Annotated in this window: 28 protein-coding genes; 18 read left to right on the top strand and 10 right to left on the bottom strand. The window is 73.2% G+C overall.

Features of this window, described 5'->3' with window-relative positions:
* The 6 genes from ACZ5NJ_RS17050 (at position 1) to ACZ5NJ_RS17025 (ending at position 5172) form a co-directional block, all read left to right on the top strand.
* On the top strand, positions 1–369 hold the full coding sequence (locus ACZ5NJ_RS17050; RefSeq protein ID WP_389609986.1) for a holo-ACP synthase: 369 nt from the start codon (positions 1–3) through the stop codon (positions 367–369).
* Positions 370–395: 26 nt separating this feature from the next.
* The gene (locus tag ACZ5NJ_RS17045) at positions 396–1811 is read left to right on the top strand and encodes an NAD(P)H-hydrate dehydratase (protein WP_468765702.1); all 1416 of its coding nucleotides are present in this window, start codon (positions 396–398) and stop codon (positions 1809–1811) included.
* Between the two features lie 129 nt (positions 1812–1940).
* Complete coding sequence (gene alr / locus ACZ5NJ_RS17040) at positions 1941–3077, top strand: alanine racemase (RefSeq protein ID WP_468765700.1); 1137 nt, start codon at positions 1941–1943, stop codon at positions 3075–3077.
* 91 nt (positions 3078–3168) lie between these two features.
* Positions 3169–4302, top strand: coding sequence for an alpha/beta fold hydrolase (locus ACZ5NJ_RS17035; protein WP_468765941.1), 1134 nt, complete (start codon positions 3169–3171; stop codon positions 4300–4302).
* The gene (tsaE, locus tag ACZ5NJ_RS17030; protein ID WP_468765699.1) at positions 4259–4819 is read left to right on the top strand and encodes a tRNA (adenosine(37)-N6)-threonylcarbamoyltransferase complex ATPase subunit type 1 TsaE; all 561 of its coding nucleotides are present in this window, start codon (positions 4259–4261) and stop codon (positions 4817–4819) included. Before ACZ5NJ_RS17035 ends, tsaE begins: the two co-directional genes overlap by 44 nt.
* 170 nt (positions 4820–4989) lie before the next feature.
* Positions 4990–5172, top strand: a complete 183-nt coding sequence (locus ACZ5NJ_RS17025) for a hypothetical protein (RefSeq protein WP_468765698.1) — start codon at positions 4990–4992, stop codon at positions 5170–5172.
* 67 nt (positions 5173–5239) lie between these two features.
* Here the strand turns inward: ACZ5NJ_RS17025 and ACZ5NJ_RS17020 are convergent, their stop codons facing one another.
* Positions 5240–5803 (bottom strand): hypothetical protein, encoded by a 564-nt coding sequence (locus tag ACZ5NJ_RS17020; RefSeq protein ID WP_468765697.1) that lies wholly within the window; start codon positions 5801–5803, stop codon positions 5240–5242.
* Positions 5804–5968: 165 nt separating this feature from the next.
* On the opposite strand from ACZ5NJ_RS17020, the gene tsaB reads away from it, so the two are divergent.
* The 5 genes from tsaB to ACZ5NJ_RS16995 are packed head-to-tail and all read left to right on the top strand — an operon-like array spanning position 5969 to position 9363.
* Positions 5969–6631, top strand: a complete 663-nt coding sequence (tsaB, locus tag ACZ5NJ_RS17015) for a tRNA (adenosine(37)-N6)-threonylcarbamoyltransferase complex dimerization subunit type 1 TsaB (protein ID WP_468765695.1) — start codon at positions 5969–5971, stop codon at positions 6629–6631.
* Entirely contained in the window at positions 6628–7188 is a 561-nt protein-coding gene (gene rimI / locus ACZ5NJ_RS17010) for a ribosomal protein S18-alanine N-acetyltransferase (RefSeq protein WP_468765694.1), read from the top strand. The genes tsaB and rimI overlap by 4 nt, the downstream gene beginning before the upstream one ends.
* Positions 7178–8332 carry a tRNA (adenosine(37)-N6)-threonylcarbamoyltransferase complex transferase subunit TsaD gene (tsaD, locus tag ACZ5NJ_RS17005; protein ID WP_468765692.1) on the top strand — a complete coding sequence of 385 codons (1155 nt, stop codon included), beginning with the start codon at positions 7178–7180 and terminating at the stop codon, positions 8330–8332. Before rimI ends, tsaD begins: the two co-directional genes overlap by 11 nt.
* A gap of 17 nt (positions 8333–8349) precedes the next feature.
* Positions 8350–8619, top strand: a complete 270-nt coding sequence (locus ACZ5NJ_RS17000; RefSeq protein ID WP_468765939.1) for a hypothetical protein — start codon at positions 8350–8352, stop codon at positions 8617–8619.
* A gap of 57 nt (positions 8620–8676) precedes the next feature.
* Positions 8677–9363, top strand: a complete 687-nt coding sequence (locus ACZ5NJ_RS16995; protein ID WP_468765690.1) for a hypothetical protein — start codon at positions 8677–8679, stop codon at positions 9361–9363.
* Between the two features lie 48 nt (positions 9364–9411).
* Here the strand turns inward: ACZ5NJ_RS16995 and ACZ5NJ_RS16990 are convergent, their stop codons facing one another.
* Positions 9412–10584, bottom strand: coding sequence for a THUMP-like domain-containing protein (locus ACZ5NJ_RS16990; protein ID WP_468765688.1), 1173 nt, complete (start codon positions 10582–10584; stop codon positions 9412–9414).
* A gap of 168 nt (positions 10585–10752) precedes the next feature.
* On the opposite strand from ACZ5NJ_RS16990, the gene ACZ5NJ_RS16985 reads away from it, so the two are divergent.
* Entirely contained in the window at positions 10753–11628 is an 876-nt protein-coding gene (locus ACZ5NJ_RS16985) for a polysaccharide deacetylase family protein (RefSeq protein ID WP_468765686.1), read from the top strand.
* Positions 11625–12512, top strand: a complete 888-nt coding sequence (locus ACZ5NJ_RS16980; protein ID WP_468765684.1) for a polysaccharide deacetylase family protein — start codon at positions 11625–11627, stop codon at positions 12510–12512. The genes ACZ5NJ_RS16985 and ACZ5NJ_RS16980 overlap by 4 nt, the downstream gene beginning before the upstream one ends.
* Before the next feature lie 342 nt (positions 12513–12854).
* Here the strand turns inward: ACZ5NJ_RS16980 and ACZ5NJ_RS16975 are convergent, their stop codons facing one another.
* The 5 genes from ACZ5NJ_RS16975 to ACZ5NJ_RS16955 form a co-directional block, all read right to left on the bottom strand.
* A complete protein-coding gene (locus tag ACZ5NJ_RS16975) occupies positions 12855–13601 on the bottom strand; it encodes a DUF2071 domain-containing protein (RefSeq protein WP_468765682.1) in 747 nt (248 codons plus the stop codon).
* Positions 13598–13930, bottom strand: a complete 333-nt coding sequence (locus ACZ5NJ_RS16970) for a metalloregulator ArsR/SmtB family transcription factor (RefSeq protein ID WP_468765680.1) — start codon at positions 13928–13930, stop codon at positions 13598–13600. The genes ACZ5NJ_RS16975 and ACZ5NJ_RS16970 overlap by 4 nt, the downstream gene beginning before the upstream one ends.
* A gap of 276 nt (positions 13931–14206) precedes the next feature.
* On the bottom strand, positions 14207–15610 hold the full coding sequence (locus ACZ5NJ_RS16965) for an FtsW/RodA/SpoVE family cell cycle protein (protein WP_468765678.1): 1404 nt from the start codon (positions 15608–15610) through the stop codon (positions 14207–14209).
* 82 nt (positions 15611–15692) lie between these two features.
* Positions 15693–17102, bottom strand: coding sequence for a sensor histidine kinase (locus tag ACZ5NJ_RS16960; RefSeq protein WP_468765676.1), 1410 nt, complete (start codon positions 17100–17102; stop codon positions 15693–15695).
* Positions 17103–17104: 2 nt separating this feature from the next.
* Complete coding sequence (locus tag ACZ5NJ_RS16955; RefSeq protein WP_468765674.1) at positions 17105–17791, bottom strand: response regulator transcription factor; 687 nt, start codon at positions 17789–17791, stop codon at positions 17105–17107.
* A gap of 299 nt (positions 17792–18090) precedes the next feature.
* Between ACZ5NJ_RS16955 and groES the strand changes: the two genes are divergently transcribed.
* Positions 18091–18399: a co-chaperone GroES gene (gene groES, locus ACZ5NJ_RS16950; protein WP_030230757.1), complete on the top strand. Its 309-nt coding sequence runs from the start codon at positions 18091–18093 to the stop codon at positions 18397–18399.
* Positions 18400–18510: 111 nt separating this feature from the next.
* Positions 18511–20139, top strand: coding sequence for a chaperonin GroEL (groL, locus tag ACZ5NJ_RS16945; protein WP_468765672.1), 1629 nt, complete (start codon positions 18511–18513; stop codon positions 20137–20139).
* Positions 20140–20260: 121 nt separating this feature from the next.
* On the opposite strand, the gene ACZ5NJ_RS16940 is transcribed toward groL, so the two are convergent.
* Positions 20261–20959: an ester cyclase gene (locus ACZ5NJ_RS16940; protein WP_468765670.1), complete on the bottom strand. Its 699-nt coding sequence runs from the start codon at positions 20957–20959 to the stop codon at positions 20261–20263.
* Between the two features lie 95 nt (positions 20960–21054).
* Positions 21055–21828 carry an SDR family NAD(P)-dependent oxidoreductase gene (locus tag ACZ5NJ_RS16935; RefSeq protein WP_468765668.1) on the bottom strand — a complete coding sequence of 258 codons (774 nt, stop codon included), beginning with the start codon at positions 21826–21828 and terminating at the stop codon, positions 21055–21057.
* A 109-nt stretch (positions 21829–21937) separates the two neighbouring features.
* Here ACZ5NJ_RS16935 and ACZ5NJ_RS16930 point away from each other — a divergent pair, with 109 nt between their 5' ends.
* The gene (locus ACZ5NJ_RS16930; RefSeq protein WP_468765666.1) at positions 21938–22834 is read left to right on the top strand and encodes a LysR family transcriptional regulator; all 897 of its coding nucleotides are present in this window, start codon (positions 21938–21940) and stop codon (positions 22832–22834) included.
* Positions 22835–22898: 64 nt separating this feature from the next.
* On the opposite strand, the gene ACZ5NJ_RS16925 is transcribed toward ACZ5NJ_RS16930, so the two are convergent.
* The gene (locus tag ACZ5NJ_RS16925) at positions 22899–23225 is read right to left on the bottom strand and encodes a WhiB family transcriptional regulator (protein WP_468765664.1); all 327 of its coding nucleotides are present in this window, start codon (positions 23223–23225) and stop codon (positions 22899–22901) included.
* A gap of 379 nt (positions 23226–23604) precedes the next feature.
* Here ACZ5NJ_RS16925 and ACZ5NJ_RS16920 point away from each other — a divergent pair, with 379 nt between their 5' ends.
* Positions 23605–24216 carry a response regulator transcription factor gene (locus tag ACZ5NJ_RS16920; RefSeq protein WP_003948568.1) on the top strand — a complete coding sequence of 204 codons (612 nt, stop codon included), beginning with the start codon at positions 23605–23607 and terminating at the stop codon, positions 24214–24216.
* Between the two features lie 342 nt (positions 24217–24558).
* Complete coding sequence (locus ACZ5NJ_RS16915) at positions 24559–25188, top strand: sigma-70 family RNA polymerase sigma factor (RefSeq protein ID WP_365151630.1); 630 nt, start codon at positions 24559–24561, stop codon at positions 25186–25188.
* The last annotated feature ends 47 nt before the right edge of the window (positions 25189–25235 follow it).

Below are 25235 nucleotides of genomic sequence, written 5' to 3'. Positions count from 1 at the left end.
GTGATTGTCGGTGTGGGGATTGACGTGGCCGAGATCGCGCGGTTCGGCGCGGCGCTGGAGCGGACGCCGCAGATGGCGGAGCGCCTGTTCCTCCCCACCGAGTTGACGCTGCCGAGCGGCGAGCGGCGCGGAGTCGCCTCGCTCGCCGCCCGGTTCGCCGCCAAGGAGGCCCTGGCCAAGGCCCTGGGCGCGCCCGGCGGCCTGCTGTGGACGGACGCCGAGGTGTACGTCGAGGACACCGGGCAGCCCCGGCTGCGGGTGTCCGGCACGGTCGAGGCGCGGGCCCGGGCCCTCGGGGTGAAGTCCTGGCACATCTCGCTCAGCCACGACGCCGGGATCGCGTCGGCGGTGGTGATCGCCGAGGGCTGACGGCCCGGGTGGGGCACGCTGGTGGCATGCGTACTGCTTACAGCGTGGAGAGCGTACGGGCCGCCGAGCGCGAGCTGATGGCCCGTCTGCCGGAGGGTGCCCTGATGGCGCGGGCCGCGGCCGGGCTGGCCGCCGTGTGCGCGGAGCTGCTGGCGCGCGGCCGCGGCCGGGTCTACGGGTCCCGCGTGGTCCTGCTGGTCGGGCCCGGGGACAACGGGGGTGACGCCCTGTACGCCGGCGCCCGGCTGGCGCGGCGCGGGGCCGGGGTGACGGCGGTGCCGATGGACCCCGGGCGGATGCACCCGGGCGGGCTGGCCGCGCTGCGGGCCGCCGGCGGACGGGTCGGGACGACGGTGCCGGAGCGGGCCGACCTGGTCGTGGACGGGCTGCTCGGGATCGGCGGCCGGGGCGGGCTGCGGCCGGCCGCGGCCGCGCTCGTGGAGCGGATCCCGGCCGGGGCGACCGTGGTCGCGGTGGACCTGCCGAGCGGGGTCGACGCGGACACCGGGGAGGTGGCGGGCCCGGCGGTGACGGCCGACGTGACGGTGACCTTCGGGGCGTACAAGCCGGGACTGCTGACCGATCCGGGGGCCTCGCGGGCGGGGGCGGTGCGGCTGGTGGACATCGGGCTGGAGCCGCCGCGGCCCGCCGCCGCGATGGAGGCGCTGCAACACGCCGACGTGGCGCGGCTGCTGCCGGTGCCGTCCGCGTCGAGCGACAAGTACCGGCGGGGTGTCGTCGGGGTCGTCGCCGGGTCGGAGCAGTACCCGGGCGCGGCGGTGCTCGCCGTGGCGGGGGCGCTGCGGGGCGGCGCCGGCGCGGTGCGGTACGTGGGGCCGGCGGCGGAGGCCGTGCTGGCGCGCTTCCCCGAGGTGCTGGTCGGGCGGGGGCGGGTGCAGTCCTGGGTGGTCGGCCCGGGGCTCGGCGCGGGCCGCGCGGAGGAGGCCGAGCGGGCCCTGGCGGACGCCGACGTGCCGGTACTGGTCGACGCGGACGGGCTGCGCGGGCTGGACGGCGCGGTGGTGCGGGGACGCCGGGCCGCGACCCTGCTGACCCCGCACGCGGGGGAGGCGGCGGCGCTGCTGGGCGTGGCGCGGGAGGCGGTGGAGGCCGGCCGGCTGGGCGCCGTACGGGAGTTGGCGCGGCGGTACGGGGCGGCGGTGCTGCTGAAGGGGTCGACGACGCTGGTCGCGCCCGCCGGGGACGGGGCCGTACGGGTGAACCCGACGGGGACGCCCTGGCTGGCCACCGCCGGGAGCGGGGACGTGCTGTCGGGGCTGGCGGGGGCGCTGCTGGCCGGGGGGCTGTCGGGGGTGGACGCGGGGTCGGTGGCGGCGTACCTGCACGGGCTCGCGGGGCGGTTCGCGGCCGGCGGGGCGCCGGTGGTGGCGCAGGAGGTGGCCGGTGCGTTGCCCGAGGCGTGGCGCAGCGTCATGGCGTAGCCCGGCCGGGTGGCCGCTCGGCGGAGCCGTGTCCCCGCCCCGGATCCCGCGCCTCACGAGCCGGTGGGGGCATAGGGGGCGAACCGTGCCGGATCACCGGCGGGTACGGGTTCTGAGAGACTGTGGGCGATGAACGAGACACCGATGCGCGTGTACGCCGAGATCGATCTTGACGCCGTACGGGCCAACGTGCGCGCCCTGCGCGCCCGGGCGCCCCGGTCCGAGCTGATGGCCGTCGTCAAGTCGAACGCCTATGGGCACGGGGCCCTCCAGTGCGCCCGGGCGGCCCGGGAGGCCGGGGCCACCTGGCTCGGCACCGCCACCCCCGAAGAGGCGCTGGAGCTGCGCGCCGCCGGGATCCAGGGGCGGATCATGTGCTGGCTGTGGACCCCGGGCGGGCCCTGGCGCGAGGCGATCGAGGCGGACATCGACCTGTCCGTCAGCGGGATGTGGGCGCTGGAGGAGGTCCGCGCGGCCGCCCGCGCGGCCGGGCGCACCGCCCGGATCCAGCTCAAGGCCGACACCGGCCTCGGCCGCAACGGCTGCCAGCCCGCCGACTGGGCCGAACTCGTCGGCGCGGCCGTCGCCGCCCAGGCCGAGGGCACCGTCCAGGTCACCGGCGTCTGGTCGCACTTCGCCTGCGCCGACGAACCCGGCCACCCCTCCATCCGGCTCCAGCTCGACGCCTTCCGCGACATGCTGGCCTACGCGGAGAAGGAGGGCGTCGACCCCGAGGTCCGGCACATCGCCAACTCGCCCGCGACCCTCACCCTCCCCGAGACCCACTTCGACCTCGTCCGCACCGGCCTGGCCGTCTACGGCGTCTCGCCCTCCCCCGAGCTGGGCACCCCCGCCGAACTCGGCCTGCGGCCCGCGATGACCCTCAGGGCCTCCCTCGCGCTGGTCAAGACCGTCCCCGCCGGCCACGGCGTGAGCTACGGCCACCACTACGTCACCGGGGCCGAGACGCACCTCGCGCTCGTCCCCGCCGGCTACGCCGACGGCATCCCGCGGAGCGCCTCCGGCCGAGGACCCGTGCTCGTCGCCGGGAAGATCCGGCGGGCCGCCGGGCGGATCGCCATGGACCAGTTCGTCGTCGACCTCGGCGAGGACCTCGCCGCACCCGGCGACGAGGTCGTCATCCTCGGCGACGCCGAGCGCGGCGAGCCCACCGCCGAGGACTGGGCTCAAGCGGCGCATACGATCGCGTATGAGATCGTCACCCGTATCGGAGGTCGGGTGCCCCGGGTCTACCTGGGCGGCTGAGGCTGAGTGAGGACGGCGGCGACGTGAGCGGGAACGTGTCGTGAGCGAGAACTGGCGCAAGGCCGGCTGGGCCGGCGCCGCCATCGGCGTCATGGCGGCGGGCGCCGCGGCCGGTGTCGCCGTCGAACGGATCACCGTGGGCCGGGGCATCCGCCGCAAGGCGCGCCTCGCGCTGGACGCCGCCGGGGACTACGGCTCCCTGCGCGGGACCGAGGGCACCTGCCGCGCCGAGGACGGCACCGAGCTCTACTACGAGGTCGACGAGGCCGAGGAGACCGCGGCCCCCGGCGGTGTGAAGCGCCGGCTGCGCCGCAAGGACGCGGCCCCCGCCACCGTCGTGTTCTGCCACGGCTACTGCCTCAGCCAGGACTCCTGGCACTTCCAGCGCGCCGCCCTGCGCGGGCTCGTCCGCGCCGTCTACTGGGACCAGCGCAGCCACGGCCGCAGCGCCCGGGGCCTGGCCCAGGCCGACGGCGAGCCCATCACCATCGACCAGCTCGGCCGCGACCTCAAGGCCGTCATCGACGCCGCCGCGCCCCAGGGCCCGCTCGTCCTCGTCGGCCACTCCATGGGCGGCATGACCGTCATGGCCCTCGCCGAGCAGTTCCCGGAACTGGTGCGCGAGCGCGTCCTCGGCGTGGCCCTGGTCGGCACGTCCAGCGGGCGGCTCGACGAGGTCACGTACGGGCTGCCGTCCCTCGGGCAGGGGGCCGTGCGCCGCCTCCTGCCGGGTGTGCTCAAGGCCCTCGGCTCCCAGGTGGAGCTGGTGGAGAAGGGACGCCGCGCCACCGCCGACCTCTTCGCCGGCATGATCAAGCTGTACTCGTTCGGTTCCCGCGAGGTCGACCCCGGCGTCGCGCGCTTCGCCGAGCGGCTGATCGAGGCCACTCCGATCGACGTGGTCGCCGAGTTCTACCCGGCCTTCCAGATCCACGACAAGAGCGCCGCCCTCCAGAAGTTCGCCGACATCCCCGTCACCGTCGTCGCCGGGGACCGCGACATGATCATCCCGCCGGCGCACAGCGTCGCGATCAAGGAGGAGCTGCCGGCCGCCGAGCTGGCGGTCCTGGAGGAGACCGGGCACCTGATGATGCTGGAGCGCCCCGAGATCGTGACGGCGCTGCTCACCGGCCTGCTGGAGCGCGCCGGCGCCGTCCCCGCACCGACTAACGTTGGGGCGCATGGAAGACGTACAGCGGGAAGCGCCGCGCAGCCCGGCCGCTGAGGCCCTGGCCGAGGCCGCCGCCGAAACCCTGATCACCGTCGACTCGCCCGCCTCCATGCAGGAACTGGGCCGCAGGATCGCCGGCCTGCTGCGCCCCGGCGACCTGGTCCTGCTGACCGGTGAGCTCGGCGCGGGCAAGACCACCCTGACCCGGGGGCTGGGGGAGGGGCTGGGCGTGCGCGGGGCCGTGACCTCGCCGACCTTCGTGATCGCCCGGGTGCACCCGTCCCTGGGCGACGGCCCGCCGCTGGTGCACGTGGACGCGTACCGGCTCGGCGGCGGGCTGGACGAGATGGAGGACCTGGACCTGGACGTCTCGCTGCCCGATTCCGTGGTCGTCGTGGAGTGGGGCGACGGCAAGGTCGAGGAGCTCTCCGACGACCGGCTGCACGTGGTCATCGGGCGGGCGGTCGGCCACGAGGAGGTCCTGGACGACGTGCGCGAGGTCGCGCTGCGCGGCGTGGGCGCCCGGTGGGAGCAGGCCGGGCCGGAGCTGGCGCGGCTGTCGCCGGCGTAGCCGGGCCGGCGGGCGCCCTGACGCCCGGCCGGCCGCCGGCCGGTGTACCGACGATGTGCCGACAACTCGTCGGGAAAACATTGCGCGGGCACGGGCCGACGTGATGACATGGTACCGAGCGCTGGTTAGGTGTGCCTAAGTTCGGCGTCCCGGGGTCTCAGGAGGCAGCCATGTCGGCAGCAGGAGCAGAGCGAGCGCCCGTCGTGTCCATGCGGGCCCTGCTCGCGGCGGGTGCGGCCGCCAGCGCGGTGTCCACGCCGCCCGCCCGCTCGGAACCGGACCCCCGGGACCCCGCCGCCGACGACGCGGCGGACGCCGAACGGGCCGCCTCCGCGGAACCGGAAGCGGCCTGACGACGGCGGGAGCCCGCGCGCGGTACCCACGGACGGGTGAAAGGTCCGCCCGGAAGGGCGGGCCGGACTACGGGACGACGACGATCTTCGAGTTGTAGAGCGCGAAGGCCCACAGGGCGTCGCCGTCCGCACGCGACATCCGGATGCCGCCCGTCTTCTTCGACGGGTCCGGCTGCGGCAGCTGACCGTCCACGCGGGCGCTGAAGCCGATCCCGATGCCCTCGGTGCTGCTCGCGAAGCGGACCACGTGCTCGATCGGCACCCCGTCCGAGCCGGTGACCGTGCCCGCCCGGGAGTTGACCAGGTAGCTGCCGGGCGCCGGGTGCACCGTGCTCGGCACCACCGTGAAGGTCTTCGGGTCCTTGCCGTCCTCCGTGACCAGCCACACCCGCTTCTGCGACACCGAGTACACGACCCGCTGCCCGGTCCCCGACGCGGCCGGCAGCGCCGCCGGCTTCGCCGCGTCCTGCTGCGCGGGAGCCTGGTTCTGCGGCTGCGCCGGCGGAGCCTGCGCGGCGGCCTTCGCCGGGTGCGCCGGAGCGGTCGCGTGCGCCTGGAAGCCGAGGAAGCCGATGGCGGCGATCGCCGCGACCGTGAGGCCGGCCACGATTCCCGAGCTGCTGCGTGCCACCTTGCTCCACCTCTCCGCGCCTGCGCGTGCTGGTTCCTGCTGCGTTGCCGAGTCGTGCGCGCCTGCGCTTCGTCGCCGCGTCGCACTGCCGGTCGAAAGGTAGCAGCCGGACCCCGCCCCGACCGGCCGCAAGGCCCGGGGGCCGGGGAGTCGTAGGCTGTTCGCGTGCTCTTGCTCGCCGTAGATACCGCCACGCCCGCCGTCACCGTCGCCCTGCACGACGGGGAGTCCGTCCTGGCCGAGTCCCACCAGGTCGACGCCCGCCGCCACGGGGAGCTCCTGCTGCCCTCCGTGGACCGGGTCCTCGCCGAGGCCGGGGTGAAGCTCGACGCCCTCACCGGCATCGTCGTCGGCGTCGGCCCCGGCCCCTACACCGGGCTGCGCGTCGGCCTCGTCACCGCCTCCACCTTCGCCGCCGTCCTCGGCATCCCCGTCCACGGCCTGTGCACCCTCGACGGGCTCGCCTACGCCGCGGGCGCCGCCGGCATCGAGGGCCCCTTCACCGTCGCCACCGACGCGCGGCGCAAGGAGGTCTACTGGGCGCGCTACGAGGACCCGCGCAGCCGCGTCGGCGAGCCCGCCGTCGACCGCCCGGCCGACATCGCCGAGCGGGTCGCCGGCCTCCCGGCCGTCGGCCAGGGCGCCCGCCTCTACCCGGAGGTCTTCACCGACGCCCGCGACCCCGAGCACCAGTCGGCCGCCGCCCTGGCCGGCCTGGCCGCCGAACGCCTCGCGGCGGGCGCCGACTTCCTCCCCGTGACGCCGCTCTACCTGCGCCGCCCCGACGCCCAGGTGCCGAAGAACTACAAGGTGGTCACCCCGCAGTGACCGCCCCGACCGCAGTGCTCCGCGAGATGCGCTGGTGGGACATCGCACCGGTGCTGGAACTGGAGCACGAGCTCTTCCCCGAGGACGCCTGGTCGGCCGGGATGTTCTGGTCCGAGCTCGCCCACGCGCGCGGCCCGCGGGCCAGCCGCCGCTACGTCGTCGCCGAGGACCCCTCCTCCGGCCGCCTGGTCGGCTACGCGGGACTGGCGGCCTCCGGCGACCTGGGCGACGTACAGACCATCGCGGCGGCCAAGGACCAGTGGGGCACCGGACTCGGCGCCCGGCTCCTCACCGAGCTGCTGCGCGCCGCGACCGCCTTCGAGTGCGCGGAGGTGCTGCTGGAGGTCCGGGTCGACAACACCCGCGCCCAGCGGCTCTACGAGCGCTTCGGCTTCGAGCCGATCGGCTTCCGGCGGGGCTACTACCAGCCGGGGAACGTCGACGCGCTGGTCATGCGCCTGACGGACCCGGCCCGTACGGCCGCCGCGGCCTCCCCGGCCGACCCGACCACCGAGACCACCGAACACCCTGAGAGCAGTGAGACCCATGGCAGCTGACGAACCGCTCGTCCTCGGCATCGAGACCTCCTGCGACGAGACCGGCGTCGGCATCGTCCGCGGCACCACCCTGCTGGCCGACGCGGTCGCCTCCAGCGTCGACGAGCACGCCCGCTTCGGCGGGGTCGTGCCCGAGGTCGCCTCCCGGGCCCACCTGGAGGCGATGGTCCCGACCATCGAGCGCGCCCTGAAGGAGGCCGGCGTCAGCGCGCGCGACCTCGATGGCATCGCGGTCACCGCCGGCCCCGGCCTCGCGGGCGCGCTGCTGGTCGGCGTCTCGGCGGCGAAGGCGTACGCCTACGCGCTGGGCAAGCCGCTCTACGGGGTCAACCACCTCGCCTCGCACATCTGCGTCGACCAGCTGGAGCACGGCCCGCTGCCCGAGCCCACCATGGCCCTGCTGGTGTCCGGCGGCCACTCCTCCCTGCTGCTGGCCCCGGACATCACCAGCGACGTCCGCCCGCTCGGCGCGACCATCGACGACGCGGCCGGCGAGGCGTTCGACAAGATCGCCCGCGTGCTCCAGCTGGGCTTCCCCGGCGGGCCGGTCATCGACCGGCTGGCGAAGGAGGGCGACCCCAAGGCCATCGACTTCCCGCGCGGACTGACCGGGTCGCGCGACCCGGCGTACGACTTCTCCTTCTCCGGCCTCAAGACGGCGGTGGCCCGCTGGATCGAGGCGAAGCGGAACGCGGGCGAGGAGGTGCCGGTGCGCGACGTGGCGGCGTCCTTCCAGGAGGCCGTGGTGGACGTGCTCACCCGCAAGGCGATCCGCGCGTGCAAGGACGAGGGCGTGGACCACCTGATGATCGGCGGCGGCGTGGCGGCCAACTCCCGGCTGCGCTCGCTGGCGCAGGAGCGGTGCGACGACGCGGGGATCATCCTGCGCGTGCCCCGGCCCAAGCTGTGCACCGACAACGGCGCGATGGTCGCGGCCCTGGGCGCCGAGATGGTCAAGCGGAACCGTCCGGCCTCGGACTGGGACCTGTCGGCGGACTCCTCCCTCCCGGTCACGGACCCGCACGTCCCGGGCACGTCCGCCGCGCACGGCGAGGGCGAGGGCCAGGGGCACGGCCACTCCCACGGCCACGCGCACTCCCACGACCACGTGCACGAGCTCAGCAAGGACAACCTCTACTCGTGAACACCGTCGTCGTGCTGATGTGGGAGGCCCGGGCCGTCGAAGGCCGGGGCAACGAGCTGCTGGAGTGGGCCCGTGCCCAGGTCCTGGCCCGGGATCCGCTGCGCCGCGAGGTGCTGCGCGCCCCGCAGGACCGGGTCCTCGTGGTCACCTGGTGGCCGGCCCCGGAGGGCGGCTCCGCGGCGGAGCTGCCCGAGCTGCCCGAGCTGCCCGAGCCCGCGGCGGACCTGATCACCCGGCCCGTGCACCGCTGGCGCTTCGAGTCCGTCGAGGTCACGGAGGGCGGCTGAGCGCGGGTCGAGGAGCGCTGCGGCGAAGCTCCACGGGGCGTCGCTAGGGTCATGCGCATGCCTAGCCGCCGTGACCTGCCGCCCCCGCCGCCGCCCGCGCACCTGCGCGAGTGGCTGGACGAGCGCGTCGTACGGGCCGACCGCGCGCGGCACCTCGCCGAGCTGAGCCGCCGCAGCCTGGGTCTGGGGCGGCTGGCGCTGCTGTGGGTGCTGGCGGCGGTCTTCGCGGTGGGCTGGACCTTCGTGAGCACGGCCGCGATGACCTTGGCCTCCGCCGCCGGCCCGGAGCGCCTCTTCGGCGTCGTCTTCGCCGGGATGGGGGCGGCCGTCCTGGTGCCGGCCGGCTACTGCTTCGTACGGGGTGCCCGGCAGGAGCGCCGGATGCACCGGCTGCTGTGCGCGTGGGCCGTCGCCGACCACGGCGCCGGCCACGGCCCCGGAGCGGATGCGGGGCTGCGTGCCCCGGTCCGCAGTGCGGTGTGGCTGCTGGCCTCGCTGTCCCTGGGCGCCCTCGGCTTCTGGACGGCCTTCACCGCGGCGTCGGGTGCCCGGCCGGGCACCGACACGGTCGGGGAGGTCGCGTACTCCATGGGCCTCGGCCTGATCCTGTGGATCACCGCGCTCCTGGGCCTGGCCAAGGCCGCCACCCACTACAGCTGGTCCCTCCGGGCCCGCCCCGCCCACCGGGAACGCACCCGGGCCGCCCCCTCCCGCCCGGCGAAATCCAGCCTCGCCGGCGTGTGAGGCGCGGGGGGCACCCCCAGCGGTGGCCGGGGGAGGCCCGGGCCCCCGCTACGCCACGGGGCCGCCGATCAGCATCGCCGGCGCCCCCGCGACCCGCGTCAGGAACACCGTGGCGGAGTTCGGCCCCGACGGCTTCACCTTCCGCCGCAGCTCCTCCGGCTCGATCGCCGACCCCCGCTTCTTCACCGTCAGCACCCCCACCTCCCGCTCCCGCAGCAGCGCCTTCAGCTTCTTCAGCCCGAACGGCAGCACGTCCGTGATCTCGTAGGCCGTCGCGTACGGCGTCGCCCGCAGCTCGTCGGCCGTGATGTACGCGATCGTCGGGTCGATCAGCCGCCCCTCCAGCCGCTGCGCCACCTCCGCCACCAGGTGCGCCCGGATCACCGCGCCGTCCGGCTCGTACAGCCAGCGCCCCACCGGCCCCGCCTCGGGATCCGGCAGCGGCTCGGCGGTGCCCAGCCCGACCGGTCCCGGCAGCAGGGTGGCCCGTACCGTGCCGGGGGCGGTGCCGAACCACAGCACGGCCTCCTTCACGTCCCCGTGGTCCGAGATCCACTCCGCCTCGGCCTCCGCCGGCACCGCCTCGTGCGGGATCCCCGGCGCGATCTTGATGGCGGCGTACCGCGCGGCCCGCGCCGCCCCGACCGCCCACGACAGCGGCGGCGAGTACGACTCCGGGTCGAAGATCCGCCCGCGCCCGCCGCGCCGGGCCGGGTCGATGAAGACGGCGTCGTACGAGGAGACGTCGACGTCCGTCACGTCCGCCTCCCGGACCTCGATGAGGTCCGCCAGCCCCAGCGCCTCCGCGTTGGCCCGCGCGACCGCCACCGTCAGCGGGTCGAGGTCCACCGCCAGCACCCGGATCCCGCGCCGCGCCAGCGCCAGCGCGTCCCCGCCGATCCCGCAGCACAGGTCCGCCACGCTGCGTACGCCCAGTCCGGCGAGGCGCTCGGCCCGGTACGAGGCCACGGACGCGCGGGTGGCCATCTCCCCGCCGCCGGGGGTGAAGAACATCCGGAACGCGTCCTCGGCCCCGAACTTCGCCACCGCCCGCTGCCGCAGCCGGGCCTGCCCCAGCGCGGCCGACACCAGGGCGGCGGGGTGCTCGCGGCGCAGCCGGGTGGCCACGGCCAGCTCCTGGGCGGGGTCGTAGTCGCGGAGCGAGTCGAGGAGCGCGCGGCCCTCGGGGGCGAGGAGCGCGGCGAAGTCTTCGGGAGTCACGGCTCCATTGTCGGCCAGTCGGTGGAAGGGAGGGCTCCGGCCGTGGTGTCGAGCGGGGAGCCGGGCCGCGTGGTGCAAGGATCCGCTGCTATGCAGCTAGTACGACAAAAGGGAAATCCCACGCAGTTTGGTCACCGGTCCGCGGCCCGTCCGCGCGCCCGGTACGGGGTGGCCGCGGCCGCGCTGCTGGTCGCCGCCCTGGGCACGGGGTGCGGCGCCGCGGGCCCGGCCGCGCCGGTCAAGGGCAAGCCGGACCGTCCCGCCGCCGAGGCCGGCTCCGGCGCGGCCGGCGCCCTCGCCAACTCCGCCGAGAAGCTCAAGGCCGCCCAGGCGGCCCGCGCCGTCATGGCGAAGAAGTGGGGGCTGGCCAAGACCCCGCTCATGGCCCCGGCCGGGCCGAAGACGAAGCCCGAGATCCCCACCCGCGAGGGCTTCGAGGTCGAGGGCCAGGACGAGCTGCCCCCGGTCTTCACCACCGTCCCGACCGAGGACAAGGTCGTCTTCCTGACCGTCGACGACGGGGCCGAGAAGGACCCCGAGTTCATCCGGATGATGCAGGAGCTGAAGATCCCGTACACGGCGTTCCTCAGCGACTACCTCGTACGGGACAACTACCCGTACTTCAAGGAGATGCAGGCCGCCGGCGTCACGCTGAACAACCACACCCTCAACCACCGCTACATGCCCGGCCTCAACTACGAGCAGCAGCGCGAGGAGATCTGCGGGCAGCAGGACACCATCCAGAAGCAGTTCGGCAAGCGGCCCCAGCTCTTCCGGCCGCCGTACGGCAACTACAACCAGGACACGCTGCGCGCGGCCAAGTCCTGTGGCATCAAGGCGGTTCCCCTGTGGAACGCGGAGGCCTTCCCGAACCGGATGGACTACCGTGAGTGGGACAGGGACCTGCACCCCGGCGACATCATCCTCACGCACTTCCGGGGTCGCGAGGACTGGAAGGGCACGATGCCTGACATGATCCGTCATGTCATGAAGACCGTCACGGACAAGGGGTACGCCGTGGCCCGCCTGGAGGATTACCTGTGAAGTACGCGCGCCGGCTGGTAGCCGGGACGCTGACGGCCGGCGCGCTCGCGCTGTCCCTGTCGGGATGCGGGAACAGCGTGGATCCCATCGAGAGGCTGGGCCGCAAGGCCGGGCAGTCGGGGAGCCCGTCGGCCTCCCCGTCCGCCCGCGCCTCCGCGTCCGCCTCGGCCCAGGCGGGCACCCCGGGCGACGAGGCGTACCGCAAGTGGGGGCTGACCGCCCCGCTGCAGTACGCCCCGAAGCCGGCGCAGAAGCCCCAGCTCCCCAAGCCGGCGGGGCCGGGCAAGCCGGTGGTCGTGGACCGAATACCCGTGGCGCCGAACGACAAGGTCGTCTTCCTGACCTTCGACGACGGCGCGGAGAAGGACCCCGAGTTCCTGAAGATGGCGGCGGACCTGAAGCTGCCGATCAGCATGTTCCTGACGGACAACGTGGCGTCGTCGGACTACGGCTACTTCGAGAAGCTCCGCGACAACGGCTCCGGCAGCACGATAAACAACCACACGCTGACGCACCCCAACATGCGCACGCTGGCGTTCGCGGCGCAGAAGAAGGAGATATGCGGTCAGCAGGAGCGCCTGGAAAAGCGCTTCGGGAAGATGCCCGTCCTGTTCCGCCCGCCCTTCGGCAACTACAACGACGACACCCTGAAGGCCGCCTCGGAGTGCGGTATCGACAAGGTCGTGCTGTGGCGGGCGTCGATGCAGATCAACGACTTCCAGTACGCCGAGGGCTCGGCCCTCAAGCCCGGCGACATCATCCTGGCCCACTTCCGCGGCCCGTCGGAACTCAAGGGCGCGACGGAGATCCACATGACGACGCGGATGCTCCAGCACATACAGGAGCAGGGCTTCAGGATCGCCCGCCTGGAGGACTACCTGTAGGGGATCGGGGCCCGGGGGAGGCGGGGTCTCGGCCGGGCGGTCTCAGGGAAGGGCTGGGGGTTTCCCGTCCGTCTCATCGTCCTTCCGCGTCGGGCCGGTCAGTCAAGAGCGCTCCTTCGTCGCGTCGCTACGCGATGTCGCTGCGCTCCACCCTTGACAGCCCGACCCGCCACGAAAAGCCGAAGACTGCCGGGAACCCCCCAAAGGAACGGGACGGACCGGAGAGGGACATGCGGCCCCCATGAGCGGCAATCCGGACCACCCCACGCGCCAGATCGCTACGCGCTGCCCGTATTTCAGCGTCTCGCCGCCGTCTGGGGTTGCCACCTGCACCCCATGACGTCAGCTGGCGAGTTGGACGGGCTGCTCGGCAGTCATGGTGGGGAGCGGCCGCCAGGTGGCGGGGACGTCGCGCATGACCAGGGCGCAGTCCAGGGTGGCCGTTCCCGGGGGGAACCGGTCCGGGTCGTCGAAGAACGACGAGGTGGCGGAGACGGCCCGGCCCGCCTCCACCTGCCAGGCGTTCGTGCTCAGCCGCATCCCCTCCAGGTGGCGGCCGGTGCCGGTGGGCGAGAGGCCCTTCGACCCGCTCCGGAAGAAACGGGAGGCCTCGGCGAGATCGGCGAAGAGTCCGCTGCCCCGCAGCTCGTCGGAGAGTTCGACTGTTACGTCGACCCGGGTGTCCCCGTCCCGCGTCGCCAGCGCGACGCGCATCCGGTCGGGCGTCTCGTCCACCTCGAAGTCGGCGCGGCCGTGTGCACCGGGGAAGAGGCGGCCGCCGGCCCAGGCGTTGATCGGGGACGCGGTGTCGCGCCGGGGGATGTAGACACCGGTTTCGACGCCTTCCGGTCCGTCCCATTCGACGGCGATGCGGTGCGCCACGTTCTCGCTGCGCAGCCCGACGGCCCGGGGGGCCCAGGTGGGCCGGACGCTTCCCAGGCGCAACAGGCAGATGCCCGCGACCGCGTAGCCGTTCACCAGCTGCGGGCGCAGCGGCCCGGGCAGCAGACGCGCCGCCGCTTCCGGGGCGACCCGGTAGTTCACCAGGAGGCGCCGTTCGATGACGCTGGACATGGCCGGCTGCTTCATGATCCCTCGCTCTGCGCCCCGGGGCGCCATTTGGTCTGGCGGAGCACGATCTGTTCGGGGCACACGGCGCTGAGGAACCGGCCGATGGAGGTGGCCAGACGGTCCTCGGCCAGCGCGTAGAGGATCCGGTTGCCCTCCCGCCGCTCGGTGACCAGGCCGGCGCCCTTGAGCACGCCGAGATGCCGCGAGATGGAGGGCGCGCTGATGGAGAACCTGGCCGCGATCTCACCGGCGGCGAGCTCACCGCCCCTGAGGTCCTCAAGGATCTGCCGCCGCGTCGGATCGGCCAGGGCCCGAAAGGCCCCCGCCTCGCCCTGAGCTTCTGTCATGCCGGCAACTTAGCTCATTAGCTAAACAGCTAACAAGGTGGAGGTCGGATCTCGTCGGCTTTTGGGGCGGGTAGCGGCCCCGGACGGGCGCCGGACGCTGAGACGGGAGAAGCGCGTAGCGATCTGATGCGTGGGTTGGCGCTGATTGCGGTCGTCGGGGGCCGGATGTCCGGTCTGCCGTGTCCCGACCGCCCGGCTCATCGCTGATCCCGCTGCATGTCCAAGGAACGTCCGTCCCGAACCCCGGCCCCCCCGCCCCCGCCGAGCCCCGTACCCCTACCGCGCCCCCGCCGTCACCACCGGGGTGATCGTCGTTTCCACCGGGCCGCGGGCGTCCGCTTCCCGCTGGCGTTCCGCGCTGTCGCTGATGCGGAGCAGGAGGGCGATCATGATCCAGTTCGCCAGGAGGGACGAGCCGCCCTTCGCCAGGAAGGGGAGGGCCTTGCCGGTGAGGGGGATCAGGCCCGTGACGCCGCCGGCGACCACGAAGACCTGGAGGGCCAGCGCCGCGGCGAGGCCCACGGCCAGCAGCTTGCCGAACGGGTCCCGCGCGGCCAGCGCCATCCGCAGGCCCCGCTGCACGAGCAGGGCGTACAGCAGCAGGACGGCCATGACCCCCGCCAGACCGAGCTCCTCGCCCACCGTCGTCAGGATGAAGTCGCTGCGCCCCGCGAACTTGATCAGCTCGGGGTGGCCCATCCCCAGGCCGGTGCCCGAGACGCCGCCCGTGCCGAAGCTGAACAGCGCCTGCGCCGACTGGTCGGACGTGACCCCGGGCGGGCGGTTCTCCCAGTAGTAGGACAGCGGATTGAGCCAGGCGGCCACGCGTGCCTTGACGTGCGGCTCGGTCGAGCCGACCACGAAGGCGCCGCCCGCCGCCAGGACCAGGCCGCACGCGATCCAGCTGGTGCGCTCGGTGGCCACGTACAGCATCACCACGAACACGCCGAAGAAGATCAGCGAGGTGCCCAGGTCGCGCTCGAAGACCAGCACCAGCAGCGAGATGATCCACACCGTGATGATCGGCCCGAGCTGGCGCATCGGCGGCAGTCGCATGCCCAGGAACTTCCGGCCGGTCAGCGCCAGCGAGTCGCGGTGGATGACCAGGTACCCCGCGAAGAAGACCGCGATCATGATCTTCACGAACTCGCCCGGCTGGAGCGAGAACCCGAACAGGATGATCCAGCGCTTCGCGCCGTACGTGTCCGCGCCGAAGAACGCCGGCGCGATCAGCAGCACCAGCGCGACGGCCATCGTGATGTAGATGAACCGCTGGAGCAGCCGGTGGTCCCGCAGCAGGGCCACCACCAGCAGGCAGGCGGCGACCCCGACCACCGTCCACATCAGCTGGCCGGGCGCGTTCGCGTCCGACCCGTAGCGCTCGATGTAGCCCTGGTCGAGCCGGTGGATCAGGACGAGCCCGAGCCCGGTCAGCAGCATGGCGAGCGGGAAGACCAGCGGGTCCGCGTACGCCGCGAACCGGCGGATGCCCAGGTGTCCGACCAGGGAGAGCAGGGTCATGCTGATCACGAAGCTGGTGAGGTGCTGGGGCAGCTCGCCGTTCATCGCCAGGCCCGCGCTCACGTGCCCGAAGACGGCGATGGCGACGACGAACAGCAGCAGCAGTGCTTCGGTGCGGCGGCGGGCGCCCGCCGTCGTCAGGGGCCTCAGTCCACGCACGGAACGCCGCCACCGTCGAGGGTGTCCGCAGTCGACTGCGGACCGATCTGCTCGGCAATGAGGCGCTTTATCTTCATATCGTCTATGACGATGATGCCCTCCCCATGGTTCCTTGCGAGGCCCTCGACGGGAAGGGGATCCGCAGTTCCAGCAGCGCGCCCCCGCCCGGCGCGTCCAGCGCGCGGACGTCGCCCCCGTGCGACCGGGCGATCTCACGGGCGATGGCCAGGCCCAGGCCGGTGCCGCCGCTGGCCCGGCCCCGGTCCGCGTCGAGCCGTACGAACCGCTCGAAGACCCGGCCCCGGTCCGCCTCCGGGATCCCCGGACCGTCGTCGGCCACCTCCAGCACCGCCCACCCGTCTTGCACGGCGGCCCGCACCACGACCCCGCCCCGCGCGTACCGCAGGGCGTTGTCCACCAGGTTGGCCAGCGCCCGCTCCAGCCGCGCCGCGTCCCCGTACGCCGGGACCGGCTCCGGCGCCTCCACCCGCACCGGCACCCGGGGCGCGGGCCGGCGCGCGGCGTCCTCCGCGGCCAGCAGCGCCAGGTCCACGGGCTTGGGGCGCGGCGCGGGCCCCCCGTCGAGGCGGGCCAGGAGCAGCAGGTCGGCGGCGATCCGCTGGAGCCGGTCGGTGTCGGCCAGCGCGGCGGCCACCGACGCCCGGTCGGGCCGTTCCCCGGCCAGGGCCACCTCCAGCCGGGAGCGGACGGCGGCCAGCGGGTTGCGCAGCTCGTGCGAGGCGTCGGCGGTGAACTGCCGCTGCCGGGCGTCGGAGCGCTCCAGCCGGTCGAGGGTGTCGTTGACGGTCCGCGCCAGCTGGGCGATCTCGTCGGCCCCGCCCGGGTCGGGGACCCGGCGGTCCAGCTCGCTCGCGGTGACGGCGGCCAGGCCGGAGCGGATCGCGGCGACGGGGCGCAGCGCGTGCCCGGTGGCCCACCAGGCCAGGGCCGCGGCAAAGGCGGTCATCGGCGGCGCCCCGGCGAGCAGCCCGACGGCGACGGCCCGCGTGGCGTCGTCCACGTCGCCGAGGGCGGTCATGGCGTACACGGTGTGCGGGGCGGCCGGATCGTGCGCTCCGGGCGGGCCTGGGGCCGCGACCGCGACGACCACGCGCCGCTGCGCGCCGGGGTGCGCGGGCGCCGCCACGGCCGACCGGGAGTCCTGTCCCGGGCCGGGGCGCAGCCCGTCGAGGCGGGGGATGTCCCGGGGTTCCCCGCCGGCGGCGGTGCTCGCGACGGTGCGGCCCTGCGCGTCGCGGACGAGGACCAGGTCGACCCCGCTCTCCGGCGCGGGGAGCCGGCCGCCGGGCGGGAGGGTCCGGGTGTCGACCTGTGCGGCGACCTTCCGTGCGGCGAGCTCGGTGCGGCCGGTGGTGTTGTCGAGGAGGTTGCCGCGCATGAGGGTGTACAGCCACAGCCCGCCGGTGGCGAGCACCGCGGCCATCGCGAGGGCGGCGGCGAGCGCGGTCCGCGCGCGCAGGCTGCTGACCACCGTCAGCCGCCGTCGGGGGCCATGCGGTAGCCGGTGCCGTGGACGGTGAGGATGGAGCGGCGGCCGAAGGGCGCGTCGATCTTCTTGCGCAGCGAGGAGACGTAGACCTCGACGATGTTGGGGTCGATGCCGTGCGGGGAGTCCCAGACTTCGTCGAGGATGTCCTGCTTGGCGACGGCCCGGCCGGGGCGCTCCATCAGGCAGGCGAGGACGCCGAGCTCGCGGGCGGTGAGTTCGATGTCCCGGTCGCCGCGGCGGCAGCGGCGGTCGTTCGGGTCGAGGACGAGGTCCCCGGCGCGGAGTACGGCGGGCGCGGGCCCCGGGCCGGCGGCGCGGCGGGCGAGGGCGCGCAGGCGGGCGCCGAGCACGACGAAGGAGAAGGGCTTGGTGAGGTAGTCGTCCGCCCCGGCGTCGAGTCCTTCGGCCTCGTCGTACTCGCCGTCCTTCGCGGTGAGCACCAGGACGGGGGTCGGGTCGCCGTGGGCGCGCATCCGGGCGCAGATCTCGGCGCCGCCGGGGCCGGGGAGCATGAGGTCCAGCAGGACGACGTCGTAGGGGCCGCCGGTGAGGGCCAGGTCCAGGCCCCGGTGTCCGTCGTGGGCGACCTCGACGCGGTGGCCCTCGGCGGACAGGCCCTGCCGGAGGGACTCGGCCAGGTTCTCTTCGTCTTCGACGACCAGGATGCGCACGCGCCAAGCCTCACATACCGGGCGCCGGACGGGGCCGGCCCGGGGCGGGGCGCTTCGTGGGCCCCAGGGGCCGGGTTTGGGCCAAGTGGGGGGTTCGGCGGCCGGAATGCATGGAACCGGCGGAGCGTGTTGGCACTCCGCTTGACCGAGTGCTAATCGCCGGAATAGTGTCACACCTGGCACTCGCCACCGGTGAGTGCCAACACAGCGACAGGCAGGTCCGGCACCCGCGACGACGGATCGACCTGGTCGCCACCTCAGACAGTTAACCCCGGATCTCCGAAGGGGGAGGTCGGATCGTGACGACCGCCAGCTCCAAGGTTGCCATCAAGCCGCTTGAGGACCGCATCGTGGTCCAGCCGCTCGACGCCGAGCAGACCACGGCCTCCGGCCTGGTCATCCCGGACACCGCGAAGGAGAAGCCCCAGGAGGGCGTCGTCCTCGCGGTCGGCCCGGGTCGCTTCGAGGACGGCCAGCGTCTCCCGCTGGACGTCTCCGTCGGCGACATCGTGCTGTACAGCAAGTACGGCGGCACCGAAGTGAAGTACAGCGGCGAGGAGTACCTCGTCCTCTCGGCCCGCGACGTGCTCGCGATCGTCGAGAAGTAATCACTTCTCACGCATTGCTTTGAACTGCGCCCCTGGTCACCCCGCTGCTTGCCGGGCGGCGAGGGGCGCAGTTCGTTAAACCCGAGTTTTCGAGAGGGCTGAACCGCTCCCATGGCGAAGATCCTGAAGTTCGACGAGGACGCCCGTCGCGCCCTTGAGCGCGGCGTCAACAAGCTTGCCGACACGGTCAAGGTGACGATCGGCCCCAAGGGCCGCAACGTCGTGATCGACAAGAAGTTCGGCGCGCCCACCATCACCAACGACGGTGTCACCATCGCCCGCGAGGTCGAGCTGGACGACCCGTACGAGAACCTCGGCGCGCAGCTGGTGAAGGAGGTGGCGACCAAGACCAACGACATCGCGGGTGACGGCACCACCACCGCCACCGTGCTCGCCCAGGCGCTCGTCCGCGAGGGTCTGCGCAACGTCGCCGCCGGCGCCTCCCCGGCCGCCCTGAAGAAGGGCATCGACGCCGCGGTCAAGGCCGTGTCCGAGGAGCTCCTCGCGACCGCCCGCCCGATCGAGGACAAGTCCGACATCGCCGCCGTGGCCGCGCTCTCCGCGCAGGACTCGCAGGTCGGCGAGCTCATCGCCGAGGCGATGGACAAGGTCGGCAAGGACGGTGTCATCACCGTCGAGGAGTCCAACGCCTTCGGCCTGGAGCTGGAGTTCACCGAGGGCATGGCCTTCGACAAGGGCTACCTCTCCCCGTACATGGTCACCGACCAGGAGCGTATGGAGGCCGTCCTCGACGACCCGTACATCCTGATCAACCAGGGCAAGATCTCCTCCATCCAGGACCTCCTGCCGCTGCTGGAGAAGGTCATCCAGGCGGGTGGCTCCAAGCCGCTGCTGATCATCGCCGAGGACGTCGAGGGCGAGGCGCTCTCCACCCTCGTCGTCAACAAGATCCGCGGCACCTTCAACGCGGTCGCCGTCAAGGCCCCGGGCTTCGGTGACCGCCGCAAGGCGATGCTCCAGGACATGGCCACCCTCACCGGTGCCACCGTCATCGCCGAGGAGGTCGGCCTCAAGCTCGACCAGGCCGGTCTGGACGTCCTCGGTTCCGCGCGCCGCGTGACCATCTCCAAGGACGACACGACCATCGTCGACGGTGGCGGCAACGCCGCCGACGTCGCGGGCCGCGTCAACCAGATCAAGGCCGAGATCGAGTCCACGGACTCCGACTGGGACCGCGAGAAGCTCCAGGAGCGCCTGGCGAAGCTCGCCGGCGGCGTCTGCGTCATCAAGGTCGGCGCCGCGACCGAGGTGGAGCTCAAGGAGAAGAAGCACCGTCTGGAGGACGCCATCTCCGCGACCCGCGCCGCGGTCGAGGAGGGCATCGTCTCCGGTGGTGGCTCCGCGCTCGTCCACGCCGTCAAGGTCCTGGAGGGCAACCTCGGCCTGACCGGCGACGAGGGCACGGGTGTGGCGGTCGTCCGCCGCGCCGCCGTCGAGCCGCTGCGCTGGATCGCCGAGAACGCCGGCCTCGAGGGCTACGTCATCACCTCGAAGGTGGCGGAGCTGGAGAAGGGCAACGGCTTCAACGCCGCGTCCGGCGAGTACGGCGACCTGGTCAAGGCCGGCGTCATCGACCCGGTCAAGGTCACCCGCTCCGCGCTGGAGAACGCCGCTTCCATCGCCTCCCTGCTGCTCACGACCGAGACCCTGGTCGTCGAGAAGCCGGCCGAGGAAGAGGCCGACGCCGGTCACGGCCACGGTCACGGCCACAGCCACTGAGGCTGATGCCTGAGCGCCAGCCGCACGAGAGGGCCCTGGTCACCGCTGTGAAGCGGGGGTGACCAGGGCCTCTTGCGTACGTACGGCGCGCGGTGTGCGTGCCGCCGGGCGGCGCGGACGGCTACTCCGGCATCATGCCCATCTGGCGCATCAGGCCGGGGGCGTCGTAGTACCACCAGCCCTCGGCGATCCGGCCGTCGGCGAGGCGATGGGTGGTGCAGCCCGACATGGTCACTTCCTTGCCCGTCGGGGCGACCCCCATGAACTCGCCCTTCTGGACGCCCTTCCAGTTCCAGAGGGTCGTGACGCAGTCGCCTTCGGCGATCTGCCGGGTCTGCTCGAAGGAGAAGTCGAAGGCGTCCCGCCACATGGTGATCGTCTGCCGCATGCCGTCGCGGCCGTCGCTCTGGCCCTCGCTCTCCATGATGTCGTGGTCGGTGTAGTCCGCCGCCAGGCACTCCTCCAGCGCGGCGAAGTTCCCCTTGAGGATGCACTCCTCGAACAGCCGGTTCACGACGAGCTTGTTGAGGTACTCGTCGCGCACCACGTCGAGGTTCATGAACTTCGGCATTCCCTCGCAGAGGGCGACCATCTCCTGGAACATCCGGTCGGTCTCGGGGAGGTGGGAGTTCTTCATCGCCTCCTCGTACGAGGGGAATTCGACGAGGTCCACATAGTGGGTCCGGGCGTCGCGGTCCCTGCCGATCATCGTGTGGGTGACCGTGCGCCTGCCACTGGTCTGTTCCGCGTAGCGGTCGATGAGGGCGTTCATCTCGTCGAACCGCCTGGTTTGGTAGTCGATTACCTGTACGAATGTCATCGCGTCGCCTCCCACGGTGGATGAGACACGTCCAGTTTAGGGAGATTTCACCCTATTGAGGCGATTACCGATGGGTCATACGGGGCAACGCGGCACTACTGCGGGCCGTACTTGCGCCCCGTACGGGAGGACACGCCGCCGAGCAGCCCGCGCGGGGTCAGCTTCACCACGCCCATCAGCGCCTTGTACCGCGGGTCCGGGATCGAGACCGTCTTCCCGCGCGCCAGGTCGGCCAGCGCCGCGGAGACCAGCTTGTCGGCGTCGAGCCACATCCAGCCCGGAATGTTGTCCGTGCCCATGCCGGCCCGCTGGTGGAACTCGGTCCGCACGAAGCCCGGGCACAGCGCCATCAGCCGCACCCCGCTTCCGGCCAGGTCCCGGGCCGCGCCCTGGGTGAACTGCACGACCCAGGCCTTGCTCGCGCCGTAGGTGCCGCGCGGGACGAAGGCGGCGACCGAGGCCACGTTGACGACCCCGCCGCGGCCGCGCGAGCGCATGGACGCCGTCGCCGCCGACGTCAGCCGCAGCACCGCCTCGACGTGCACCTTCAGCATGGCCAGCTCGTCGGCGAGGGAGACCTCCAGGAAGCGGCCCTTGTTGCCGAAGCCCGCGTTGTTGACCAGCAGGTCCACCGGGTGCGTACGGTCGCCGAGGCGGGTCTCGACCGCCGTGATGCCCTCCTCCGTGGCGAGGTCGGCGGCCAGCACCTCGGCCTCGATGCCGTGCCGGTCGTGCAGCTCGGTGGCCTGTTCGGCCAGTCGCTTCGTGTCCCGGGCCACCAGGACGAGGTTGTGGCCCTGGGAGGCGAGCCGCCGGGCGAAGGCGGCGCCGATGCCCGCCGTGGATCCAGTGATCAACGCAGTCGTCATGTGCGCAAAATAGCCGCCCGGACCGGCTCCCGTACCCCCCGAGGGGCCTGTTCTCAAAGTCGTGACCGGGTCCGGCCGCCGCGGCAAAAGGCGGGCTTATGCTCAAAGGGTGATTGAGGCCCGCCACCTGCGGATCCTGCGCGCTGTCGCCGGGACCGGTTCCTTCTCCGCCGCCGCCCGTGAACTCGGCTGCACCCAGCCCGCCGTCTCCCAGCAGATGAAGGCGCTGGAGCAGTCGGCCGGCACCCCGCTGCTGGTCCGCACCGGCCGCGAGATGCGGCTGACCCAGGCGGGTGAGGCCCTCGTGCGCCACGCCGCCGGGATCCTGGCCGGGCTGACCGCCGCCGAGGAGGAGGTCGCGGCCATCGCCGGGCTGCGCGCCGGACGGGTGCGGCTCGTCTCCTTCCCCAGCGGCAGCTCCACGCTGGTGCCGACCGCGCTCGCGGCGATGCGCGCCGAGCACCCCGGCACCCGTATCTCCCTGGTGGAGGCGGAGCCGCCGCGCTCGGTGGAGATGCTGCGCGAGGGGGACTGCGACCTGGCGCTGGCCTTCCGGTACGACGGGGCCGCGGCCGTGGCGGAGTGGGAGGACCTCGTGGTCACCCCGCTGCTGACGGACCGGCTCGTGGGGCTCGTGCCCGAGGGGCACCGGCTGGCCGGCGCCGGGCGGGTGGGCATGGCGGAGCTGGCGGACGAGCCGTGGATCGCGGGCTGTCCGCGCTGCCGCCGCCATCTGGTGGAGGTGTGCGAGGGCGCCGGCTTCACCCCGCGCATCGACTTCGCCACCGACGACTACCCGGCCGTGGTCGGGCTGGTCGGCGCGGGGCTGGGCGTGGCGGTGCTGCCGGAGCTGGCGGTGGAGTCCGTACGGGCCAAGGGCGTGAGCACCCTGGCCGTGGAGCCGGCGGTGGAGCGGGAGGTCGTGGCGCTGACGCTGCCCGACCTGGCCCGCGTGCCGGCGGTGGCGGCGACCCTGGGGGAGCTGGTGCGGGCCGCCGCCCGCTGACCGGTCGGGCCGGGTCGGGGAGTGGCGAGAGGAAACGTTCCTTCGCGGCGTCGGTGCGGTGTGGTCAGTGCGGTGTGACGGGGCCGATCGTGCTGGTGGCGGGGATCAGCCGGTGTCGCGCGCGGCCCATCAGTTCCTCGCGTTCGTCCTCGGTGAGGCCGCCCCACACCCCGTAGGGCTCGCGGACGGCGAGTGCGTGCGCGGCGCATTCCGAGCGCACCGGGCAGCGCATGCAGACCTCTTTAGCCGAGGCCTCGCGCGCACTCCTGGCCGCGCCCCGCTCGCCCTCCGGGTGGAAGAAGAGGGAGCTGTCGACTCCGCGGCAGGCTGCGAGCAGCTGCCAGTCCCAGAGGTCGGCGTTCGGTCCGGGGAGGCGGGAGAAATCTGCCATGGGTAGTCCTCTTGGTGCCGGTACTGAGGCGGATAGGGTCCATGTCTCCACACCTACTGTCGTAGTAGATGTAAATATGACTCATTGGGAATCTAGCCTCAGACACATGCCAAACGGAAGGAAAGCCGCCAAATAGGGCATAGCTCCAGATGGAGGACTCGCGACGGGTGGCTCCAGCGTCGTGATCGCTTCCTCACGTAGAGTGCCGAAGGTGTCCGTCCGACCCGTAACTCTTTCGAGTGACCATCGTTGAGAGAGCGAGTGCGGTTGAAACGAGAAGTTCCCGGACAGGTGTCCGAGGACGTCGACCGCACAGGTGACGATACGTACCAGCCTGGAGGCTCAAGGTGACGCGCATCAGCAGCTGCGGAGGGCGGGCATGACTTCCGTCCTCGTCTGCGACGACTCCCCGCTTGCCCGAGAGGCGCTCCGTCGCGCGGTTGCCACCGTGCCCGGCGTCGAGCGCGTGACGACTGCGGCCAACGGCGAGGAAGTCCTCCGCCGCTGGGGCGCCGACCGCTCCGACCTGATTCTCATGGACGTACGGATGCCCGGCCTCGGCGGTGTCGAGACCGTCCGCCGGCTCCTGTCCGCCGACCCGGGCGCCCGCATCATCATGCTGACGGTCGCCGAGGACCTGGACGGAGTGGCCCTCGCGGTCGCCGCCGGCGCCCGCGGCTACCTGCACAAGGACGCCTCGCGCGCCGAACTGCGGGCCACCGTCACGCAGGCGCTCGCCGACCCGACCTGGAGGCTGGCCCCGCGCCGGCTGCGCTCGGCCGAGATGGGCGCCGCGCCCACCCTCACCGCGCGTGAGATCCAGGTGCTGGAGGGCATGAGCCACGGCCGGTCCAACGCGGAGATCGGGCGCGAGCTCTTCCTCTCCGAGGACACGGTCAAGACCCACGCCCGCAGGCTCTTCAAGAAGCTCGGCGCCTCGGACCGCGCGCACGCCGTGGCGCTCGGCTTCCGCTGGGGTCTCGTCCGCTGACCGCGGGAGCGGTCTCCGGGGTGTCCGGAGCGGTCCCGTCCGCCGCTGGCGGGCGGGGCGGCAGGCCCCCCGGGACGGCGGGATGCGAAAGTCCCGTCCCGACCGGTGTCCCGTCGGGGATTGACGGGGCACAATCCGGGGGACGTGTCGCTTCGGGCGCGATGCCGCATCCTTGATGGTGTGCCGCATTCTTGGAGAGGTCGAGTCCTCGGGGACGACGATTCGGGCCGAGCGGAGGGGAGGGCGCAGAAGATGGGTTCCGGCGCACCCGCTCATAACGCTTCGACGCACAACACGGACCGCGATGCCACGAACGCTCCGCCGCCAAGGCACCATGGATTGATGCGCGACGACGAGGCCCTGGGGTCAGCCCCGGCCACAGGCCCCACCGGCGCCGCCAAAGGCGGCAACGCCGGGGCCGTCAGCGCGCTCGTACGCCGCGCGGTCGACGGTGACGAGCAGGCCACGCACGATCTGCTGGCCTTCGTGCACCCCCTCGCCATCCGCTACTGCCGCACCCGGCTGTCGCGGCTGCCGGGTGACGCCCGTCACTTCGTCGAGGACCTCGCGCAGGAGGTGTGCGTCGCCGTCCTGATGGCGCTGCCGCGCTACCGGGACACCGGGCGCCCCTTCGAGGCGTTCGTCTTCGCCATCGCCGCCCACAAGGTCGCCGACCTCCAGCGGGCCGCCATGCGGCACCCGGGGAGCACCGCCGTACCGTCCGACGAGATGCCGGAGCGGCCGGACGACTCCCTCGGCCCGGAGGAGCGGGCGCTGCTCAGCAGTGACGCCGCCTGGGCCAAGAAGCTGCTGGCCAACCTGCCCGAGAACCAGCGCGAGCTGCTCGTCCTGCGGGTGGCCGTGGGGCTGACCGCGGAGGAGACCGGCCAGATGCTCGGCATGTCCCCGGGCGCCGTGCGGGTCGCGCAGCACCGCGCGCTGAGCCGGCTGCGCGCGCTCGCGGAGCAGTGAGACCGCCCTTTTTCGTCGTAGGAAGCTACGAAACTCCTGGTTGACCT

The organism is Streptomyces sp. NPDC032091, assembly GCF_055580265.1.
The sequence above is the reverse complement of the archived record's forward strand: the minus strand, read 5'-3'. Positions and strand labels throughout refer to the sequence as shown.

Coding starts and splice junctions, on each gene's coding strand:
- ACZ5NJ_RS16915 (WP_365151630.1), top strand. CDS start 24,559: ATGCGCGACGACGAGGCCCTGGGGTCAGCCCCGGCCACAGGCCCCACC.
- ACZ5NJ_RS16975 (WP_468765682.1), bottom strand. CDS start 13,601: ATGAAGCAGCCGGCCATGTCCAGCGTCATCGAACGGCGCCTCCTGGTG.
- tsaE (WP_468765699.1), top strand. CDS start 4,259: ATGGAAGACGTACAGCGGGAAGCGCCGCGCAGCCCGGCCGCTGAGGCC.
- ACZ5NJ_RS16920 (WP_003948568.1), top strand. CDS start 23,605: ATGACTTCCGTCCTCGTCTGCGACGACTCCCCGCTTGCCCGAGAGGCG.
- ACZ5NJ_RS16925 (WP_468765664.1), bottom strand. CDS start 23,225: ATGGCAGATTTCTCCCGCCTCCCCGGACCGAACGCCGACCTCTGGGAC.
- ACZ5NJ_RS17045 (WP_468765702.1), top strand. CDS start 396: ATGCGTACTGCTTACAGCGTGGAGAGCGTACGGGCCGCCGAGCGCGAG.
- ACZ5NJ_RS17035 (WP_468765941.1), top strand. CDS start 3,169: ATGGCGGCGGGCGCCGCGGCCGGTGTCGCCGTCGAACGGATCACCGTG.
- ACZ5NJ_RS17000 (WP_468765939.1), top strand. CDS start 8,350: ATGTGGGAGGCCCGGGCCGTCGAAGGCCGGGGCAACGAGCTGCTGGAG.
- ACZ5NJ_RS17025 (WP_468765698.1), top strand. CDS start 4,990: ATGTCGGCAGCAGGAGCAGAGCGAGCGCCCGTCGTGTCCATGCGGGCC.
- ACZ5NJ_RS16935 (WP_468765668.1), bottom strand. CDS start 21,828: ATGACGACTGCGTTGATCACTGGATCCACGGCGGGCATCGGCGCCGCC.
- groL (WP_468765672.1), top strand. CDS start 18,511: ATGGCGAAGATCCTGAAGTTCGACGAGGACGCCCGTCGCGCCCTTGAG.
- ACZ5NJ_RS16940 (WP_468765670.1), bottom strand. CDS start 20,959: ATGACATTCGTACAGGTAATCGACTACCAAACCAGGCGGTTCGACGAG.
- ACZ5NJ_RS16995 (WP_468765690.1), top strand. CDS start 8,677: ATGCCTAGCCGCCGTGACCTGCCGCCCCCGCCGCCGCCCGCGCACCTG.
- alr (WP_468765700.1), top strand. CDS start 1,941: ATGAACGAGACACCGATGCGCGTGTACGCCGAGATCGATCTTGACGCC.
- tsaD (WP_468765692.1), top strand. CDS start 7,178: ATGGCAGCTGACGAACCGCTCGTCCTCGGCATCGAGACCTCCTGCGAC.
- ACZ5NJ_RS16970 (WP_468765680.1), bottom strand. CDS start 13,930: ATGACAGAAGCTCAGGGCGAGGCGGGGGCCTTTCGGGCCCTGGCCGAT.